The 16,970-nt window shown below is 35.4% G+C and carries 15 protein-coding genes and 1 pseudogene; 7 read left to right on the forward strand and 9 right to left on the reverse strand.

The annotated features are described in order from the left end of the window. Positions 1 to 1,189 precede the first annotated feature (1,189 nt). Positions 1,190 to 1,654, reverse strand: a pseudogene (locus F6K27_RS26440) (DUF29 domain-containing protein). 250 nt (positions 1,655 to 1,904) lie between these two features. Next, a complete protein-coding gene (locus F6K27_RS26445) occupies positions 1,905 to 2,006 on the reverse strand; it encodes a cytochrome b6-f complex subunit PetL (protein ID WP_124144714.1) in 102 nt (33 codons plus the stop codon). An 80-nt stretch (positions 2,007 to 2,086) separates the two neighbouring features. Between F6K27_RS26445 and aroB the strand changes: the two genes are divergently transcribed. Beyond that, entirely contained in the window at positions 2,087 to 3,178 is a 1,092-nt protein-coding gene (gene aroB, locus F6K27_RS26450) for a 3-dehydroquinate synthase (RefSeq protein WP_287277490.1), read from the forward strand. Positions 3,179 to 4,227: 1,049 nt separating this feature from the next. Continuing rightward, complete coding sequence (locus tag F6K27_RS26455) at positions 4,228 to 5,043, forward strand: KilA-N domain-containing protein (protein ID WP_287277491.1); 816 nt, start codon at positions 4,228 to 4,230, stop codon at positions 5,041 to 5,043. A 213-nt stretch (positions 5,044 to 5,256) separates the two neighbouring features. Here the strand turns inward: F6K27_RS26455 and F6K27_RS26460 are convergent, their stop codons facing one another. From F6K27_RS26460 to F6K27_RS26475, 4 genes are all read right to left on the reverse strand, one after another. After that, complete coding sequence (locus tag F6K27_RS26460) at positions 5,257 to 5,688, reverse strand: hypothetical protein (protein ID WP_353736075.1); 432 nt, start codon at positions 5,686 to 5,688, stop codon at positions 5,257 to 5,259. A 1,364-nt stretch (positions 5,689 to 7,052) separates the two neighbouring features. After that, positions 7,053 to 7,454, reverse strand: coding sequence for an alr0857 family protein (locus F6K27_RS26465; RefSeq protein ID WP_287277493.1), 402 nt, complete (start codon positions 7,452 to 7,454; stop codon positions 7,053 to 7,055). A gap of 565 nt (positions 7,455 to 8,019) precedes the next feature. Further along, positions 8,020 to 8,526, reverse strand: coding sequence for an HNH endonuclease (locus F6K27_RS26470; RefSeq protein WP_338043174.1), 507 nt, complete (start codon positions 8,524 to 8,526; stop codon positions 8,020 to 8,022). Positions 8,527 to 8,844: 318 nt separating this feature from the next. Continuing rightward, on the reverse strand, positions 8,845 to 9,096 hold the full coding sequence (locus tag F6K27_RS26475) for a hypothetical protein (protein WP_124144709.1): 252 nt from the start codon (positions 9,094 to 9,096) through the stop codon (positions 8,845 to 8,847). Between the two features lie 98 nt (positions 9,097 to 9,194). Between F6K27_RS26475 and F6K27_RS26480 the strand changes: the two genes are divergently transcribed. The 4 genes from F6K27_RS26480 (at position 9,195) to F6K27_RS26495 (ending at position 14,380) form a co-directional block, all read left to right on the forward strand. Beyond that, positions 9,195 to 9,530, forward strand: a complete 336-nt coding sequence (locus tag F6K27_RS26480; RefSeq protein ID WP_124144708.1) for a ribbon-helix-helix domain-containing protein — start codon at positions 9,195 to 9,197, stop codon at positions 9,528 to 9,530. Between the two features lie 1,149 nt (positions 9,531 to 10,679). Beyond that, the gene (locus tag F6K27_RS26485; protein ID WP_287277496.1) at positions 10,680 to 11,621 is read left to right on the forward strand and encodes a DUF3768 domain-containing protein; all 942 of its coding nucleotides are present in this window, start codon (positions 10,680 to 10,682) and stop codon (positions 11,619 to 11,621) included. A gap of 439 nt (positions 11,622 to 12,060) precedes the next feature. After that, entirely contained in the window at positions 12,061 to 13,167 is a 1,107-nt protein-coding gene (locus F6K27_RS26490; protein WP_124144706.1) for an aldo/keto reductase, read from the forward strand. Positions 13,168 to 13,801: 634 nt separating this feature from the next. Then, entirely contained in the window at positions 13,802 to 14,380 is a 579-nt protein-coding gene (locus F6K27_RS26495) for a TetR/AcrR family transcriptional regulator (RefSeq protein WP_287277498.1), read from the forward strand. A 214-nt stretch (positions 14,381 to 14,594) separates the two neighbouring features. On the opposite strand, the gene F6K27_RS26500 is transcribed toward F6K27_RS26495, so the two are convergent. Next, entirely contained in the window at positions 14,595 to 14,747 is a 153-nt protein-coding gene (locus F6K27_RS26500) for a hypothetical protein (RefSeq protein ID WP_287277499.1), read from the reverse strand. 72 nt (positions 14,748 to 14,819) lie between these two features. Between F6K27_RS26500 and F6K27_RS26505 the strand changes: the two genes are divergently transcribed. Continuing rightward, positions 14,820 to 15,467, forward strand: a complete 648-nt coding sequence (locus F6K27_RS26505; RefSeq protein WP_287277501.1) for a peroxiredoxin-like family protein — start codon at positions 14,820 to 14,822, stop codon at positions 15,465 to 15,467. A 157-nt stretch (positions 15,468 to 15,624) separates the two neighbouring features. Here F6K27_RS26505 and F6K27_RS26510 read toward each other — a convergent pair whose 3' ends face one another. Together F6K27_RS26510 and F6K27_RS26515 are read right to left on the reverse strand one after the other, a co-directional pair. Continuing rightward, entirely contained in the window at positions 15,625 to 16,230 is a 606-nt protein-coding gene (locus F6K27_RS26510; protein WP_287277502.1) for a pentapeptide repeat-containing protein, read from the reverse strand. A 75-nt stretch (positions 16,231 to 16,305) separates the two neighbouring features. Then, entirely contained in the window at positions 16,306 to 16,764 is a 459-nt protein-coding gene (locus F6K27_RS26515; RefSeq protein ID WP_287277504.1) for an efflux RND transporter permease subunit, read from the reverse strand. Positions 16,765 to 16,970 lie beyond the last annotated feature (206 nt).

A 16,970-nucleotide genomic window follows, 5' to 3' on the forward strand; every position in this document is an offset into this window, starting at 1 on the left:
TTAGTTATCTACAACAGAAGGAAAAATAGTGTTGTCTGAGTTTTTAGCTTTTGAGATGTCAAATACAGTTATGGCAACTGCTATAAATCAAGGAGTAAGGAGTGAGGAGTAGGGAGATTTGCCTTGTATAGTTTTTTCATCAATTATCCATATTTGATATTAGCTATTACCTTCAAAAACTAAGTTTTAAGGATTAACTAAATTATGTTTTGTCCTGATTTATATTGCCAGACCGAAGTTGGAATAAGACTTTAGTTATCTACAACAGAAGGAAAAATAGTGTTGTCTGAGTTTTTAGCTTTTGAGATGTCAAATACAGTTATGGCAACTGCTATAAATCAAGGAGTAAGGAGTGAGGAGTAGGGAGATTTGCCTTGTATAGTTTTTTCATCAATTATCCATATTTGATATTAGCTATTACCTTCAAAAACTAAGTTTTAAGGATTAACTAAATTATGTTTTGTCCTGATTTATATTGCCAGACCGAAGTTGGAATAAGACTTTAGTTATCTACAATAGAAAGAAAAATAGCGTTGTCTGAGTTTTCCGCTTTTGAGATGTCAAATATCAAATACAGTATATAACTTAATTTAGACAAGTTCCAGAAAAAATAAAATAGTTGAAAGCGTATTGTTAGAAAATAAAATTAGTAAAACTATTATGAATTGGCTGCAATCATTCTTACATTGATGTCTCAATCGCAATAAACACCGTGTCCCGCATATAGAAAATCTATAGTTTCTATAGAACCCCTAACCGTATCTTTTTCAAGCTAAATTAGCTTCTGAAGTAGCTAATATCTTGAGCAATTTAGGTCTAGGTAATAGCCTTTAGTAACTATTTATGCCAATAATGATTAAACCAAGAAACTGTAAGGCTTATGATTAGGTCAGGAGATCCCAAATGGGTTCTATATACAAAATTCTGTAAACAAGGAGCTTGATTTGCATTGATAATACAGCGGTGCTAAATGGAACTAAATCAACTTTTTTCTAAGGTTTAGATTCAAGTTTTTGAGCTACTTTAACTAGGATTTAATACTTGTTTCATCCAACTTACGAAAAATGGACTTAAAACTCCACTCAAAAATGCTAAGGAGTAATAATTTTTTTTCTGTCGTAACCAATAATTGTGTATTCGTGCATATCTATAATTTTATAAATCAAAATAACTAAACCGATGGTAGCTTCTAATCTATAATTTGTCCTGGCAGCCAATCTTCATCAAGTATTTGTTCGAGAGTATAAGGGTTAATTTCTGGTAATTTCAGTTCCGATTTAACTTGAGCAATTTTTCTGGCTTTACCATAAAGATAATCTAATCTATTAACTAAATAATTCCGTAAATTTGTTGTGAGTTTTAGTTCCAACTGAGTTCGAAATGTTAAAATTTCTGTCTGCCAATGTCTAGAATTATCATCTCTTTCCTTTTCCCAATATTGATAAAATAGAAGATGTTGAATAATTAAAATCACGAAACTTTCAACCGTGCTTTTTTAACTTCTACCCAAGGCTTCTAACTCTGCAATTAAATTATCATAATCTATGCTCTCTAATTGACAATTATTTAGCAGTTTAATTATCTTTTCTAAGCACTCAAAATAATCATCCTCATAAAATAATTTTAAATCAGTAACTTGATTTTCATATTTGATTTTTGTATCTTATAAACTCCCGCTAAACTATTAAAAAACGTCTAACGGGAGAACTCATAAAATGTAAGTATTTCCTGCGGAATGCTGCGGAAACAGCTATTATATCTCAGCTCTCATAAGGAGGTTTCAATTAATATAGCCAGCTTTTGTAGTAAGATTTAATTCCGACTCAATTATTAAAGCTTTTATCTAAAACTAAAACCAATAGCTGATAGCTGATGGCTGACTACTGAATGCTTAACATAAAATTCTAGATTAACTTAACAGCACGCAAGCCAAACATTAAAACTGTAGCTACACCTAAACCACCAACAAACAATACAACGAAAGCAATAATTCCATCAACAGTCATTAACTTTTCTCCAAAATGGCGAATAATATAAAATTAAGTCTAATATTTAATGTTCAAAATAGCAAAGTCTGAAATTATCCATGGCATCCATCACCGTTCAACTACCCTCCAAATCTTATGAAATAGCGATCGCCCCTGGCAACCTCGACAAACTTGGCCAAAAAATGCAACCCCTCAACTTGGGCAAAAAGGTCTTGCTGGTCTCCAACCCAGAAATATTTGGTCATTATGGCTCAAGAGCGATCGCTTCTCTCCAACAAGCGGGTTTTGATGTTTCTCACTGCACCCTCCCTGCTGGAGAACAATACAAAAACTTTCAAACCCTAAATAATATTTACGATGCAGCTTTAGCACACCGTATGGAACGGTCTTCGACAATGGTCGCCCTGGGTGGTGGGGTAGTTGGGGATATGACTGGGTTTGCAGCAGCGACTTGGTTGCGAGGTTTGAATGTAGTGCAGGTTCCCACCTCTCTATTAGCAATGGTGGATGCTGCTATTGGGGGAAAAACGGGAGTCAATCATCCCCAAGGTAAAAATCTCATCGGCGCTTTCCACCAACCACGTCTCGTATTAATTGACCCGGAAGTATTGAAAACTTTACCTGTGCGTGAGTTTCGGGGTGGAATGGCAGAAGTTATTAAATATGGAACTATCTGGGATGCGGAATTATTTGCCAAGATGGAGAATAGTCAGAAGCTTGATGAAATTAATCATCTCACCCCAGGGTTATTAGAGGAAATCTTGATTAGGTCTTGCCAAAGTAAGGCTGATGTGGTAGAGAAAGATGAAAAAGAATCGGGATTAAGGGCAATTTTGAATTACGGTCATACTATCGGTCATGCTGTGGAAAGTTTGACTGGTTATACTATGGTGACTCATGGTGAAGCAGTAGCTATTGGGATGGTGGCTGCGAGTCGGTTGGCGGTAGAGTTGGGGATGTGGGATGAACAGAGCGATCGCCGTCAGTTAGCTTTGATTGAAAAAGCTAGTTTACCGACGAGGTTGCCGAGTGGGTTGGATATTGAGGAAATTTTGGTTTCTTTGCAGACGGATAAAAAGGTTAAAGCGGGTAAAGTTAGGTTTGTGTTACCGACTGGGGTGGGTGTGGTCAAGATTACAGACCAGGTTAATGCAGATGTATTAAGGGGAGTCTTGGCAGAAATTAATTAAAGAAAAAGTCAGAATTCATAATAGTTTGATGAAATTTACTTGCTGTAGTTATTTTACGTTTAGTTTTACCAAATAATTAAGGTAAAATGCATCTCCTTTCAAGGAGAAACAAGAAAAATTTTTCCTTTGAGTCAATCCTATCCGTTTTCAAAGAGAGGTAATTATTAATTATTAATTATTAATTGTTTAACTACCTACTTAATCATCACTTTCATTATGAGTAAGTTTTGGTTTTTACCATTAAATAAAATCATACGATTTTAACTCTAAATCGTACAGATATAAAATCACATTATCAAAATAATATGGGTCGCGCAACCCCGCCTTTTAAGGCGAAATATTTTTGGAGCTTTGCTCAGATTCCCGTTACAAAAATGACTTCTGAGTTCTGAGTTCTGACTTCTGACTTTGTTAAGTCTATCCCAATTATGCTGGAATTATTATTTGTCTATACGAGCATTATTGGGAAAATTTTGCTCATTGTATTCATAAAGTTATTAGCGGATTTGAGATATTCAAAGGAGAGTTAATTCGTGTCATATCATGTATCGTAAGCATTCAGCCGTCAGCTATCAGCCATCAGCTATTGCTTATTTTTAGTTATAGATAAAAGCTTTACTCATTGAATGAGAATTAAATTTTACGCCTAAAAGCTGCCTTTAAATCTATATATTAAAATCCCCTCATAAGAGCTAAGAGCTGACAGCTAATAGCTGTTTCGCAGCATTCCGCAGGAAATGCTTACCATGTATCTTTGAATACCCACCATAAAAATTTTAAGCAGCAGGGAACAGGGAACAGGGAGCAGTGGAGAAATTTATCAGAGAAAATATTTTATTATGGCTAATTAATAATACTTGCTCGATATCAATAATATTTTTTCATAGATTAAAATTACAGTAAATTATCCCCACAGCAAAACTTTATTCTATGATTAGTGGTTGACGAACTTTTCAGTTCGGAAAATGCTACCTATATTTGCTTTTATTTATTATAAACAAATGTTATTTTACAAATTAAGTAAATTATTTAAAAAAGGATAAATTAGAATGCACTACATTGAACACTCTGTTGGGGAATTAGTAGTAACTCAACGCCATTCTGACGGCTATATCAACGCAACTAAATTAGCGAGAGCATACAAAAATAAAACAGGAAAGTATAAAAACCCCAATAGCTGGTTTGAAAAGGATAGAACAAATGAATACATAGAGCTTTTGTCTGATAAAACAAGAGTTGAGGTTTATCATCTTGTGGAAAAAAAAGGAGAAGGTAAAAATCAACAAGTTTGGATTCATCCTAAGCTTGCTGTTTCTTTTGCGATGTGGCTTTCACCTGAATTTGAAATGATGGTGTCTGAATGGGTCGAGCAATGGCTTTTCACAAATCAAAAACCTGCTATTCAGGAACCTATAAAATTGCACCCTTACCAACGTGTTTGGTACGAACGCTTAAGGTTGTTTGAAGAGAAAACTAAACTACCAAAAGGTAGATGGTGTGTTTTTGAAGAAGTTGGTAAATTAATGAGGAATTTGGAATCTAACAATGTCTCTTTACATGATAGAGCAACTATTGACATTTCGGTTGGTAGAACTTGGTGTCATTGGCTAAAACAGAACGGATATGAAACAGATTTTGAACAGTATATTCACCATTATCCAGATAAAAGAGGTGAACAGCTTGCTAATATTTATCCCTATAAATTACTGGGAGAATTTCATCAGTGGCTAGAAGAAGCTTACATCCCTGAAAAATTTCCTGAATATGTCAGAAAATTTGTTACTTCAGAAGAATGCAAGTTAATTTCAGAAGCTATTGGTTATGAAATTAAACCAGTTTTCAAAAGACTTAAAGCAAAGATTTAATCTCACAAATAGTGAATGTTTATGTTTGCTTAATTTGCGCTCAGGTGGAATAGATATTTTGGTGTTATCTTAATTATAAAATTATTTTGAGATTAGGATTTACAAGTTCTACAGACTTAAATAATTCTACTTATTACTATAGTAATTTTTCCTGCTAGCAGTGTACTTGACTGAAATGAAACTCGCTATAATACCCCCTATTTTACGAAACAATTAATCATAACAAGTATTTTCAATGATATAAATTAAAATGCCAAACAGAGATTCCAAATTCCCAATAAAATGCTCACCCGCTTCAATTTCCACTTGATTTTCTGTCAACCTTAAAAACTTCCAATTACTCCCTGTTGTCACAATTCCATAAATACAAGAAATTTGATGATTTTTCTGTCGATTAAACAATTGAGCAGCCACCATTTCTGCAATACACTGAGCTATTCCAGATTTAATATTATCGTTTTTTGCCTCAACAATTGTCACCACAGGAGCAGTTACTTCTAACTGTTTGGGTGAATAACTAATTATAAAATCACATCTTCCCGTTAATCCCTTACTTTTATCCACATTAAATTCTGTGCCAGAAAATAAACTAATTTGGCGGTTAAAGTATTTTCTGAGTTCCACAATAATTGGAGAAATAATCAATTCTGTTTGCGGAGCATTCCGTCAGGAAACGAGCTTTTTCTGTATCAATTTCTAATGCCAAAGGAATATTTTCAGCCAAAATTTCTCTCAATAAGGCACTAGGATTTACAGATTTTATAGACTTGAATAATTCAACTCGTTCCTGAAGTATCAAATTAAATTAAAACTCTAATTGTGAGAGAGTAAATTCCCTGTAATACATATTATAAGAGGGAAAGAAGAATTCATTAATTGATAATTGATAATGGATAATTGATAATTACTTCTGGTTAAAACCGTTCTTGATTGAATATAAGGAAATATCCTAGCACTTTTTTTCCCCTTAAAAGAGGAGGCTTTAAACCAGAATTATTTAATTATTAATTATTTGGTAATACCAAATTGATAAATTTTTGCTACAAATAGCTAGGATATTTCTGATGATTTTAATAGTTTTGTGGAATGGGCATCTTGCCCGTTCCTGTTCTTTATATTTTCCCGTTCTTTATATTTTCGGATGGGCAGGATACCCACCCCACTTATATTCATCCCTTAATTCAGCAACACCTATTATTTTTGACAACTGATAACTGACAACTGAAATGACAATTCCTGAAATATTCGGTTTTGAATCACTACTTTCCTACCTTATAAAAATTAATCCGTCAATGGCTATGATTACTTAAGCACTTCTACTTATCTAAAATTTGTTTTTTTCAAGTTATCCAACCAGACAAACAATGTGAATATTGGAGGTGATATTAACGTAAATACTAAGTTGTAGCTTGATTAAATAGAGGATTTTTTACTTTTAGCTACAAGAATAACATCATATACTATGTACAAATTATGATACCAAATCGCTGAAACAACGCAAGTGCGTGAAATATTTTGTAATAATTTGGGGAAAATCGTATCTTGTTTGATTAAAATAAATAATTTTAATTACTGACGCGATAAGTTAAATCTATAGTTTATCCCTCTTGTCTAATTTTTAATTTGAAACTACTTTTGGATAATTAGCGATCGCATTCCTGACAAAAAAGAGAATATTGCCTGAAATTCTTGTAGAGATGTTCCATGGAGCATCCCTACATTATTACTTATATAGAACCCCTGAGTGGGAGCTTTGCACGCGGTATATGCTTTTGGTTGCAGTCCTCAGTCATCATAAGTTGTGGAAATTCAGGAACGAGAATAGGGGAAAAAGCTAATGCGACCCCGCGCCACCCGATAACGTAAGTAGGTAGAAAAATTCTCTCATCTCCCCATCTCCCCAAATTCCCCTCCACCGGAGGGGTTAGGGGTGGGTCCCCATCCCCCCATCTCCTCCTCTATTTTTAAATAGATACCAAATGGGTTCTATATATTGCCTATTGACAATTTCAACAATCACTGGCTTCCTGACTCACTGACGCATTCGCCTCAGTCGCTTGCCACAACTTAAAAAGTAACAATTCAATCCGATCGCTCAACGCAGTAATAAAAATTCCATTCTCATATTCTGGATCTACTGTTATCCAAGTTCCTCCTAAACTAACTTCCACAAACTCATCATCAGCAACACAAAGGGCAATATCATCTCCACCCTCTTTTTGCACAGCCATCTCCAACATCGACAACTCAGGTAAATTTACAGGTAGCAAAAAAGCTGCAGAACTTGGTTCAACTACAATTTTTTGACCAACTCGCATAGCCAAGATTACCCGCAGTGCTATCAACTGTTCGGGAGATTGAGCCAAACGCTCCATATAAAAGCCAGATTCAGTATAAGTTAACTTTAGCATTCCCGGTGGTCTCTCCTTTTTTAATTGGAAGAGCTTCGGATGTTATTGAGTAATTACAGCAGTTTTCTAGTGCATGAGGTACAAAGTTTTATTGCTCTAGGCAACAAGCAACAGGCAACAGGCAACAGGGAATATAGGAATAAATAAATCTTATAACTGTACCTCACTACCCTCAAAAGTACTGTAATCTATAACTCAAAACTCAAAACTCTTTGCAGTTATTGAAATTAGTTTTGTTAGCAACATCTGGCGCAAATACCGTTTCACGGAAGTTAAAAGTCAAAAGTCAAAATACCGTTTCACGGAAGTCAAAAGTCAAAAGTCAAAAGTAAGATTTTATAGACTCCAAACTTTGCTGCCACAGTAATTTCAGGAAATTATTTCACTTATGTAATTTGAAACTATTTTTGACATCTTTAAAGTGAAAGTGAACTGATATAGGATATTATTTTGACTATTTTCTGCTCAAAATAACGACATCAAAATTTAGCTCTAGTTACTTCCTAGAACTAACGAAACTTATAGACAACTTTTTAGGTCTGCTTCAGTAAAAAAATAAGAGCTTCTAAACCTCGTGTTGTCGTTCGCGCCAGAACTGTTCAGCAAATGCAATAGTCGGATGTATTGGTGTTTTCGGTTGGTGTGATAATTTCATCCCTGCTTCAGCAGGAGTACGATTACCTTTCATTGCATTGCACCTTTCGCAAGCCGTAACTACATTATCCCAACTATGTTTACCACCCCTAGACCGAGGAATAACATGATCTAAGGTGAGACGTTTAGTAGCCCCGCAATATTGGCAACGATGATGATCCCTCTTTAACACTTCCCTGCGGTTGACTGGAGGAACTTTCCACACCCGTTCTTGGGAGGCCATCGTTAGGCGAATTTGTTCCGGCACATATAAGACCAAACTAGGAGAACGCACAGCCCAGCCACTACCATTATCAAAATTTAGAGGTTCAGCTTTGCCAGTCACCAGCAGAGCGATCGCCCGCTTGATATTTACGCGGGTCATGGGTAAGTAGTTCTGAGAAAATACGACTACAGATTGGTTTAATACTTGAGTCATGCTGGTCACTGCTTTACCTCCTAAATTTAAAATTTTAGATTTTTTATAGCAACTGGTTTTTCAATTAATTAGCTATTAGCACTTCAGCACTTCAGTACTTCAGCCTAAAAATTTGTGAATATAATTAGGTATCTGTTTACGGAGCAGTCTGCGCCAAGCTGACCGCTGATTGCTGAACTACTGAAATGCTTAATGCTTTTTAATTGTCCGAATTCAAAAATTAATTTTATTTTTATATTTCCCGGTCCTATTTAAAACTAACAACCCCTGCTTCTACTTATTCGGAAGCGGGGGCTAGAAAAAAGATTTTTATACCTTTTAGTCTGACTTATGTACAGATTTTTTTGGTCTGTACCTCCCGCTTCTGAGAAATTGATTTGACCTAATGTTTGGCCCTTCAATCTGAAAAATATGATTAAATTTTTCGAGTAGCTCCAAACCTCCATAATCAATGCCAAAGTCATTTCCATTACATAATATTTCTCCCAACATCAGCCATGAAATAGTCCTACAACCTTCAAATAGGTTGTTTTCTGACAGAGGGATGGCTTGAATAAATGAATAGTTCACAGGAAGGCTCTCAAAAAGTTGGGTTTCAAATCTAACCTTTTTTATACTACACTAATATTACAGAGATGTCTACCTAAAAATTAAGGAGAAAAAAAATCATGTACACAATTCCTAGAACTTCAACTACTGATATGGAAGTTACTAGCATCCGTTTGGAAAGGGAGTTAAAGGATAGGTTGAAAAGACTGGCTAATAATAAGGGCTATCAAGCTTTGATTCGAGATATCCTCTGGAACTATGTCCAGCAAAAGTCTGGAGATTATCGGCCACAGTTTTCCCATTCGGATATTCGAGCTAGTCTTCCTGCAACGGCCCAACAGGAGGAACGATGTGTGCTTACTGGCAAAGTGATACGAGCAAATGAATCGATGTTATTAGGACTTACGAATAATGGTGATATGGTGCCCCTCAGTATAGATAGTATGGATGATTAACTAAATTTTATATTGGTGATGGGCGATGGGCAATTGAGAAGTATAAAAGATGACGATGCCCAAATTTATTTATTTGTCTGTTTGCCCATCACCTCTGTAAGTTGGGAGTGGGGAAGTAGGGGAGTAGGGGAGTGAGGGAGTGAGGGAGTAGGGGAGTGAGGAGAAAGATAGGGAGTAGGGAGTAGGGAGTAGGGAGTAGGGAGTAGGGAGAAAGAATTAATTTGTCAATAGCTACAATTACTCAAGTACTTATCACGAATTATTTAGGATTGCTAGATCGCCAATCTATTAAGAAGTAAGCATTTCCTGCGGACTGCTGCGCAAACAGCTATTAGCTGTCAGCTTTCAGCAATGAGATCCCAATCTTAAAGAGGGAGTAGAAATTAATATAGACTTTAAAGTCAGCTTTTGTAGTCAGATTTAATTCTGACTTAATTAATAAAGCTTTGATCTAAAACTAAAAAATAGCTGATAGCTGATAGCTGATAGCTTACATTAAGAAAATATAGATTTTTTTTGAAACATTACTTACTTATCCCAGTAAGTTTTTGGCTAAAGATAATTGCCAAAAACTTTTTTATCTTAGTTTATCAACAATTATATATCAAACAAATAAGTTAAAAATAGTTATATGCAAATAATCATAAAATCAATTAATAAATACCATGATTTATAAATGATTAAATGAAGTTGTAGTTATAAGTTTTAGCTATGTATAAAAATATCAAGTTTTAAGTTGTGTTACTGACCTAAATCAACCAAATAAATTTGAACCCATATTTTTCCAAAATTTTCATATTTTTCATTTACCATCGACTGTGTAATACTTAATACCTACACTAAGAGAAAATTTTACTACTTCAACTAAGTTCATCAACAGGAACTTCTGGCCAAAACACTCAACATAGAGTCAGGTAGAAAACTGGTCATCGTAAAATCTAGTAGCCAAAATCAACTGAAATCTTAATTAATTTTTTTACTTTCTTCTTTCTTCTGTAGTTAAGCTATTATAAAATTTAAGAAGTAAATTGCTATTCTATAGTTTAGTTCAAGTGCCAATAAAAGTCAAAAAATTAATGCACAGTTAATATTAACTATAAAAATCTGGAAACTTAAAAAAATCTTTAAAATCAAACTATTATAGAAAAAATGAGCAGAAATAAACAACTCTTAAATCAACGTAAACAATGCCCTGAATCTCAACCAGATGATTTTTTGAAGATATTTAGTCAGTCTCCAGTAGGTACGTCAACTTGGAATTGGATTTTAACTAGTTCTCGTTCTGGAACAAATCAAATTTTTTTACCTCTGTCTACAGGAAAAGGGTTAACAACAGATTATGAACCATTATTTTTATTAAAAGTGTCTCCTGGGAAAAGTTGGAGTTTAGAAAGTTCTGTAAAGGTTACTGCTAAAGCAGGAGTTTTCATCACAAAAGTAGGTCCTGTATTTGTTGCACCACTATATGTACTTTTCAGGTTATCTGGAAATGATTATATTTATCACATCTGGATTAATCATTATGGTGGAGATATTTTACCTTCTCCTCTATATAAACTGCAAAAAATGCCATATTTAACTCTACTGTTAATAGAAGATAAACCTCAGCCAGAAAGAGCCATCAAAATTGATAATCAAATAAATTGGTCAAGTTTAATAGCAAAAATTGAATCAGTTTCATGTTGGGATAGAAGTGTCTTTGAGAAATTCAATCCTTTAGTATATTCTGCTCAAGAATTGTGGAATAGAACTACAGAAGAACAAGTTAAAAAAACAACAATAGCTAAGTTAAACGATCGCTTTAGAAATGGGGATAAAAGTTTAGGAGATTACAAAATGAGTAGGCAAGTATTAGCATTACCCAGAAAAAAGCAAAAACAACTATTTAAAGAAATTCAAGATTTTTCTAATTTTACGTCAGAAAACGATCCTAAAGGTGAACATAATGGGGGTAAAGTTATCATGGATGATGTAGAATACGTTTGGAAAATTGACTATCTAGATACAAGTATGATTATGCTGTCAGATGCACCAGAAGATATCAATAAAACTACCAGAGTATTATTGGTAATACGAGCTGATGAATATTAGACATCTCTAGAAAAGAGGGAGTAGGCAGTAGGCAGTAGGCAGTAGGCAGTAGGGAGAAAAAATTGATAATTTCTGTGTGATAATTGATTTGATTTTTGATTTTTGGAGATGTCTATTAGACATCAGTCAGAAGTCATAAGTCAGGAGGGAAGAAAGAATAAGAAATGAGGAATAGAAGGAGAAAGTTTTTTTGTTTAGCTGGCGCACAACGCACGTTAGACACACTTGGTAGCGAACTCGGTGTGAGGCAACAGTGGGAAATATTTTTCCCTGTCTCAGGTTCATTATTCAGTTTATTTCCTCACCAATTATTTCCCGTGCCATCAATAAATTTAGGGGCTTATTTTTGCGTTTAATTGATGGATAACATAGATTTTTTAATAAATGCAAAACAGTATTCAAGATATTAATAACTGAAAAAAAATCAAGGAATAAAATAGTGATTTCAGGAAAAGCAACAATAGCAGCAACTAAGTCTTATGCTCAACTCCATCAAACAGAATGTCCTCAAAAACACTTCCGAGAAATTAATAGCTTAATAATGAGTTCAATAGGTATCGGCACATATCTTGGAACATCAGATGCCACAACAGATAATTTAGTCACAGAAGCAATTATTAAATCGGTAGAAAGCGGAATAAATTTAATAGATACTGCTATTAATTATCGGTCTCAACATGGAGAAATGAGTGTTAAAGCAGCTCTTGTTCATTTAATAGAATCACAAACAGTATCGAGAGCAGAATTAATTATTTGTTCCAAGGGCGGTTTTATTCCTAACCGAGAAAGAGAAAAATGGTTTAAACAAGAGTATGTAGATAACTCCAAATTTAATGTTCAAATGACAGATATGGTGGCAGGAATTCACTGTATGCACCCAGAATATATTCAAGACCAACTAGAGCGCAGCTTAATAAACTTGGGAGTGGAAACCATTGATATTTATTATTTACATAATCCAGAAACTCAACTGGGAATTATTCCTCCGGATGAATTTTATCGTCGTCTGAAAGCTGTTTTTGCAGTGTTAGAAAAAGCTGCTGATGCTGGCAAAATAACTGCTTATGGAATAGCTACTTGGCAAGGTTTTCGAGTGCCACCAACAGATGCAAAACACATAGACTTAGCTAAAGCAAAATCTATTGCGCAAGAAGTAGCAGGTGGAAAAAGCGATCGCTTTCAATTTATTCAACTGCCAGTAAATTTGACAATGCCAGAAGCATTTATCACTCCTACTCAACCTGTAGACGGCAAAATTTTACCTGCCATTACCGCAGCAAACCAATTGGGTATTAATGCGATCGCTAGTGCGTCCATCGCCCAAGCTAAAAACCTCATGCAACTTCCCCAAAACATTATTCATTACCTTGGCGAAAATCTGAAAACAGATGCAGTACGCGCTCTCCAATTTACTCGCAGTGTGCCTGGTTTATCTTCGGCCTTAGTTGGCATGAAATCTCCTAACCATGTAGCAGAAAATCTGGCTTTAACTAGCATTCCTCCATTAGATGCTGAGGACTTTGCCCAGTTAGGAGTAAGGGAGTAAGGGAGTGGGGGCAGGGCTGTTTTAAAGTATTGTATATTAAAGATGCGCGGGAGAACAGGAGATTATGGGATAGTGGAACCTTCAAGAATTTAGAATTTAGAATTTAGAATTACCTCTTCTTTTCAAGGAGAGGATTGACGAACAGGAAAATTTTCATTTATTATCCCCGATCAAGGGGAGGCTTTAAACCAAAATATTTCGGTAAAATTTGCCAAAATTTGCTGATTTTTGAGCCAATAAGCGTCTTTAAGCTCTGAGAGAATATTTGGTTCAACGCCGCTTAAAAGCCTCCATCCCCGTGTCTGGTGTGTCTCCGCGTCCCCGTGTCTATCGAGAATGAAACAGCCCTGCTGGGGGAGTGGGGGGAGATGGGGAGATGAGGTACACCTCGAAGCGAGCAAGATGCTCGCACTAGGAACATTTAATTTTTCATATCTGTACTTCCTTCATATACTTGGAATGTGCTTTATATCATGTCCGGATAATTAGTAGACATCTTATTCGTAACATTCTTTTTTCAAAATGGTATAATTCTAAATTCTAAATTCTAAATTCTAAATTCTAAATTATTAATACTTGACTAATCATTCCAGAATTGCTATCTTAAAAATATGAGCAGTTAAAATCAAAGGTAATGGGCAGGCAGAAAGAGTTCAATAGGGATGAAGTATTAATGAAGGCAATGCAAACCTTCTGGTGTTATGGCTATGAGGGGACTTCCATACAAACCTTAGTTGATAAGATGGGTATCAACCGAGGCAGTCTTTATGATACTTTTGGCGATAAGCAATCTCTGTTTCAAGAAGCGATCGCCTATTACGACTCTAGACTTGTAGCACCTATGATTACTAAGCTAGAGGCCTATGATGCTTCTAAACAAACCATTGTAGATATCTTTTATGGTATGATTGATTCTGCAGTAACAGATGAAGATCATAAAGGCTGCTTAATTACAAACACTGCTGTTGAACTTGGTGGCAATAACCCAGACAGTGCTAAACAAATTGCTGCCAAGATCCAACAGATTGAAAATGCACTGGAAAAAGCTTTAACTACAGCTCAAGAGAAAGGTGAAATTAGTCACAAACATAACTGCACTACCGTAGCCAGATTTCTTACTTGTTGCTTACAAGGTTTACGGGTAATTTCTAAAGTTAATCCTGACCGAAAAGCATTACAAGATATAGCTAGAATGGCTCTTTCTGTTTTATAACAGGCAACAGGCAACAGGCAACAGCTCATCTGGGGGAAAACATTTCCCTGTCTGAGGTTCATTATCACTCTATATCCTAAGTAACTTGTTCGTTGCTATAGATTAATTTACCGACTTTTAATTTTTTGGCATTGGTGATTTGAGGTATGATATCATGTCCGGGTAAGAGGTCGATAGAACTCCTTTCTGCGCTCCGTGTTAAAGTTTGCGCCCTTCATTCCGATAGGATGCGTTGTGCGCCAGCAAACAAAAAACTTTCTCCTTCTATTCCTCTTTCTTCTTTCTTTCCTCCTGACTCCTGATTCCTGTACCTCGCCAATCCGACGGCTCCCCTACCTGACTCCTCAGTAATTAAGATTAATATCATACCCTAATTTACCAACGCCAATTTTTTTTGCCTTAATTGGAACAATCATTCTAAATAATAGGAGAAAATCCCATGGAATTAACCAAAAACTTACAACAACTCCAAGCTGAAATACAAGCCCAACTACCAGAAGATGCAAAGGAAAAAATGAATAAAGCGGTAGTTGATTTAGCTAACTCCGATATTGTTGACAATAGCTTAAAAGTAGGGGAAAAAGTTCCTAACTTTAGCTTGCCAAATGCAGTAGGTAAAATAGTAGAATTAAATTCATTACTTGTAGAAAGTCCTGTAGTAATTTCCTTTTATCGTGGCGGATGGTGTCCTTATTGCAATATGGAATTAAGAGGTTTACAAAAGTATTTGCCACAAATCACAGAATTAGGAGCAAAATTAATCGCAATTTCTCCAGAAACGGCAGACAACTCTCTTTCCACAACAGAGAAAAACGAATTAACTTTTGAAGTCTTAAGCGATAGGGGAAATCAAGTTGCTAAAGAATTTGGTTTAGTATTTCAACTTCCCGAAGAATTACGCCCAATATATCAAAGTTTTGGCATTGACTTACCAGCTTACAACGGTGATGAAAGTTTTGAATTACCAATTCCTGCCACTTATGTAGTTGCCTCAGATGGTACAATTATTCATGCTTTTGTTAACCCAGATTATACACAACGTCTCGACCCAGAAGAGATTATTAATGTGCTAGAAAAAGTTAAATAGCAGAAGAAAGAAGGAAGAGGGAAGAAGGAAGAAGGAAGAAGATAAGAAAGTTTTTTATTATTGTAAACTATTGCTCAATTGACGAGTTAAAAATTTATAAATTCCCTAATTTTTATGGAAGAATTAGGGGATTTGCTTAAGTTTATTGAGGTCGAAATTAACTGTTACGGATGCTGCCATCTGGCATAATTGTATTTTCAAAATAAGCTTCTTTAAAACTAATTTCATCCCAACTGACTTCTACACTAGCTCCTGTGAAGTCAACTCGAGTTAAATTAGTCTTAGAGAAGTTAATATAACCTTCAATCTTAGCATTAGTGAAGTTAGCTCCGCTCAGATCGGCGCAAGCGAAGCGAGTCTCGCATAAATAAGTACTGCTCAGATTGGCTTCCCTTAAATTAGCATAAGTAAAAGAAGCTTCTTGCAAGTCAGAGCCACTAAGGTTAGCTGCACTCAGGTTAGCCTGGGTGAAGCGAGCTCGCCACAAAAAAGCCTTATTCAATTTAGTACCACTCAAATTCGCTCGCTCGAGACAACCTTTGCAAAAATTAATACTTCTGAGGTCGGCTCCACTCAAGTTACTGTTTTGTAGCGCATTACCGTGGTTTTCCAGGCTATCTCCCCTGAATTTAACTCCTCTTAAGTCGATTCCGTTCTCGAAATATTGGTCTGTGTATTCGATTGTGTATCTAGTAAAATCACGCTGTCCGGCAGCGTAAAGTTCTAGTAATTCTTCTATAGTAATTTCAGAAATTTTACTCATTAGTGTTTTCTTAATTTCGATAGATATAGGGTTTTGGTGTGTTAGCGCTAGGGTAACACACTCTACCAGACTCCCCTACTCCCTACTCCCTAAAGTCCCAAAATTAGCTATCAATAAATACGAACAGGGAACAAGATAGAGAGCTACTAAAGTTGAACCACCAACACCACCAGCGATCGCTATCGCCAAAGGAGGCCAAAAAAGACCACCTTGTACCAATAAAGGAACAAATCCTATCATTGTAGTTAAGGTTGTGGCAACTACATGACGAGTAGAACCCATAACGACAGAAGTTGAATTTGTAGTTTTAATTTCTTCAATTTCAGATAATTGTTCTTCTATTTTTTCTGTTATTAATGTTTCTATTTGTTCCGCATCAGCTCCTGACCAAAAAGTTGTGATGACTGCAAAGCGGGAAGTTAATTCTGGATCTTCAAGTCGTGGCAATGTTAAAAAAGATGATACTCCCCAGACCACAATAATTAGTATGGTTAGTATTAATAATCGCAAGTTCCGATAAAATAAGGTAGCCATTTCAGTTATCAGTTAAGAGTTAACAGTTATCAGTTTTTCTGCTCGCCCGTACAGGAGTCAGGAGGAAAGAAAGAAGAAGAAAGAATAGTAGAGGAAGAAAGTTTTTTGTTTGTACTCTTATCCGGACAAGAAATAATATTATGTCCGCTGGTATCGTTTGTGTAAATTCAAAGGTGAATATCTATAGGAAATTTAAGTTTTTTTTC

The organism is Okeania sp. SIO2F5 (assembly GCF_010692685.1).
Classification (GTDB): domain Bacteria; phylum Cyanobacteriota; class Cyanobacteriia; order Cyanobacteriales; family Microcoleaceae; genus Okeania; species Okeania hirsuta.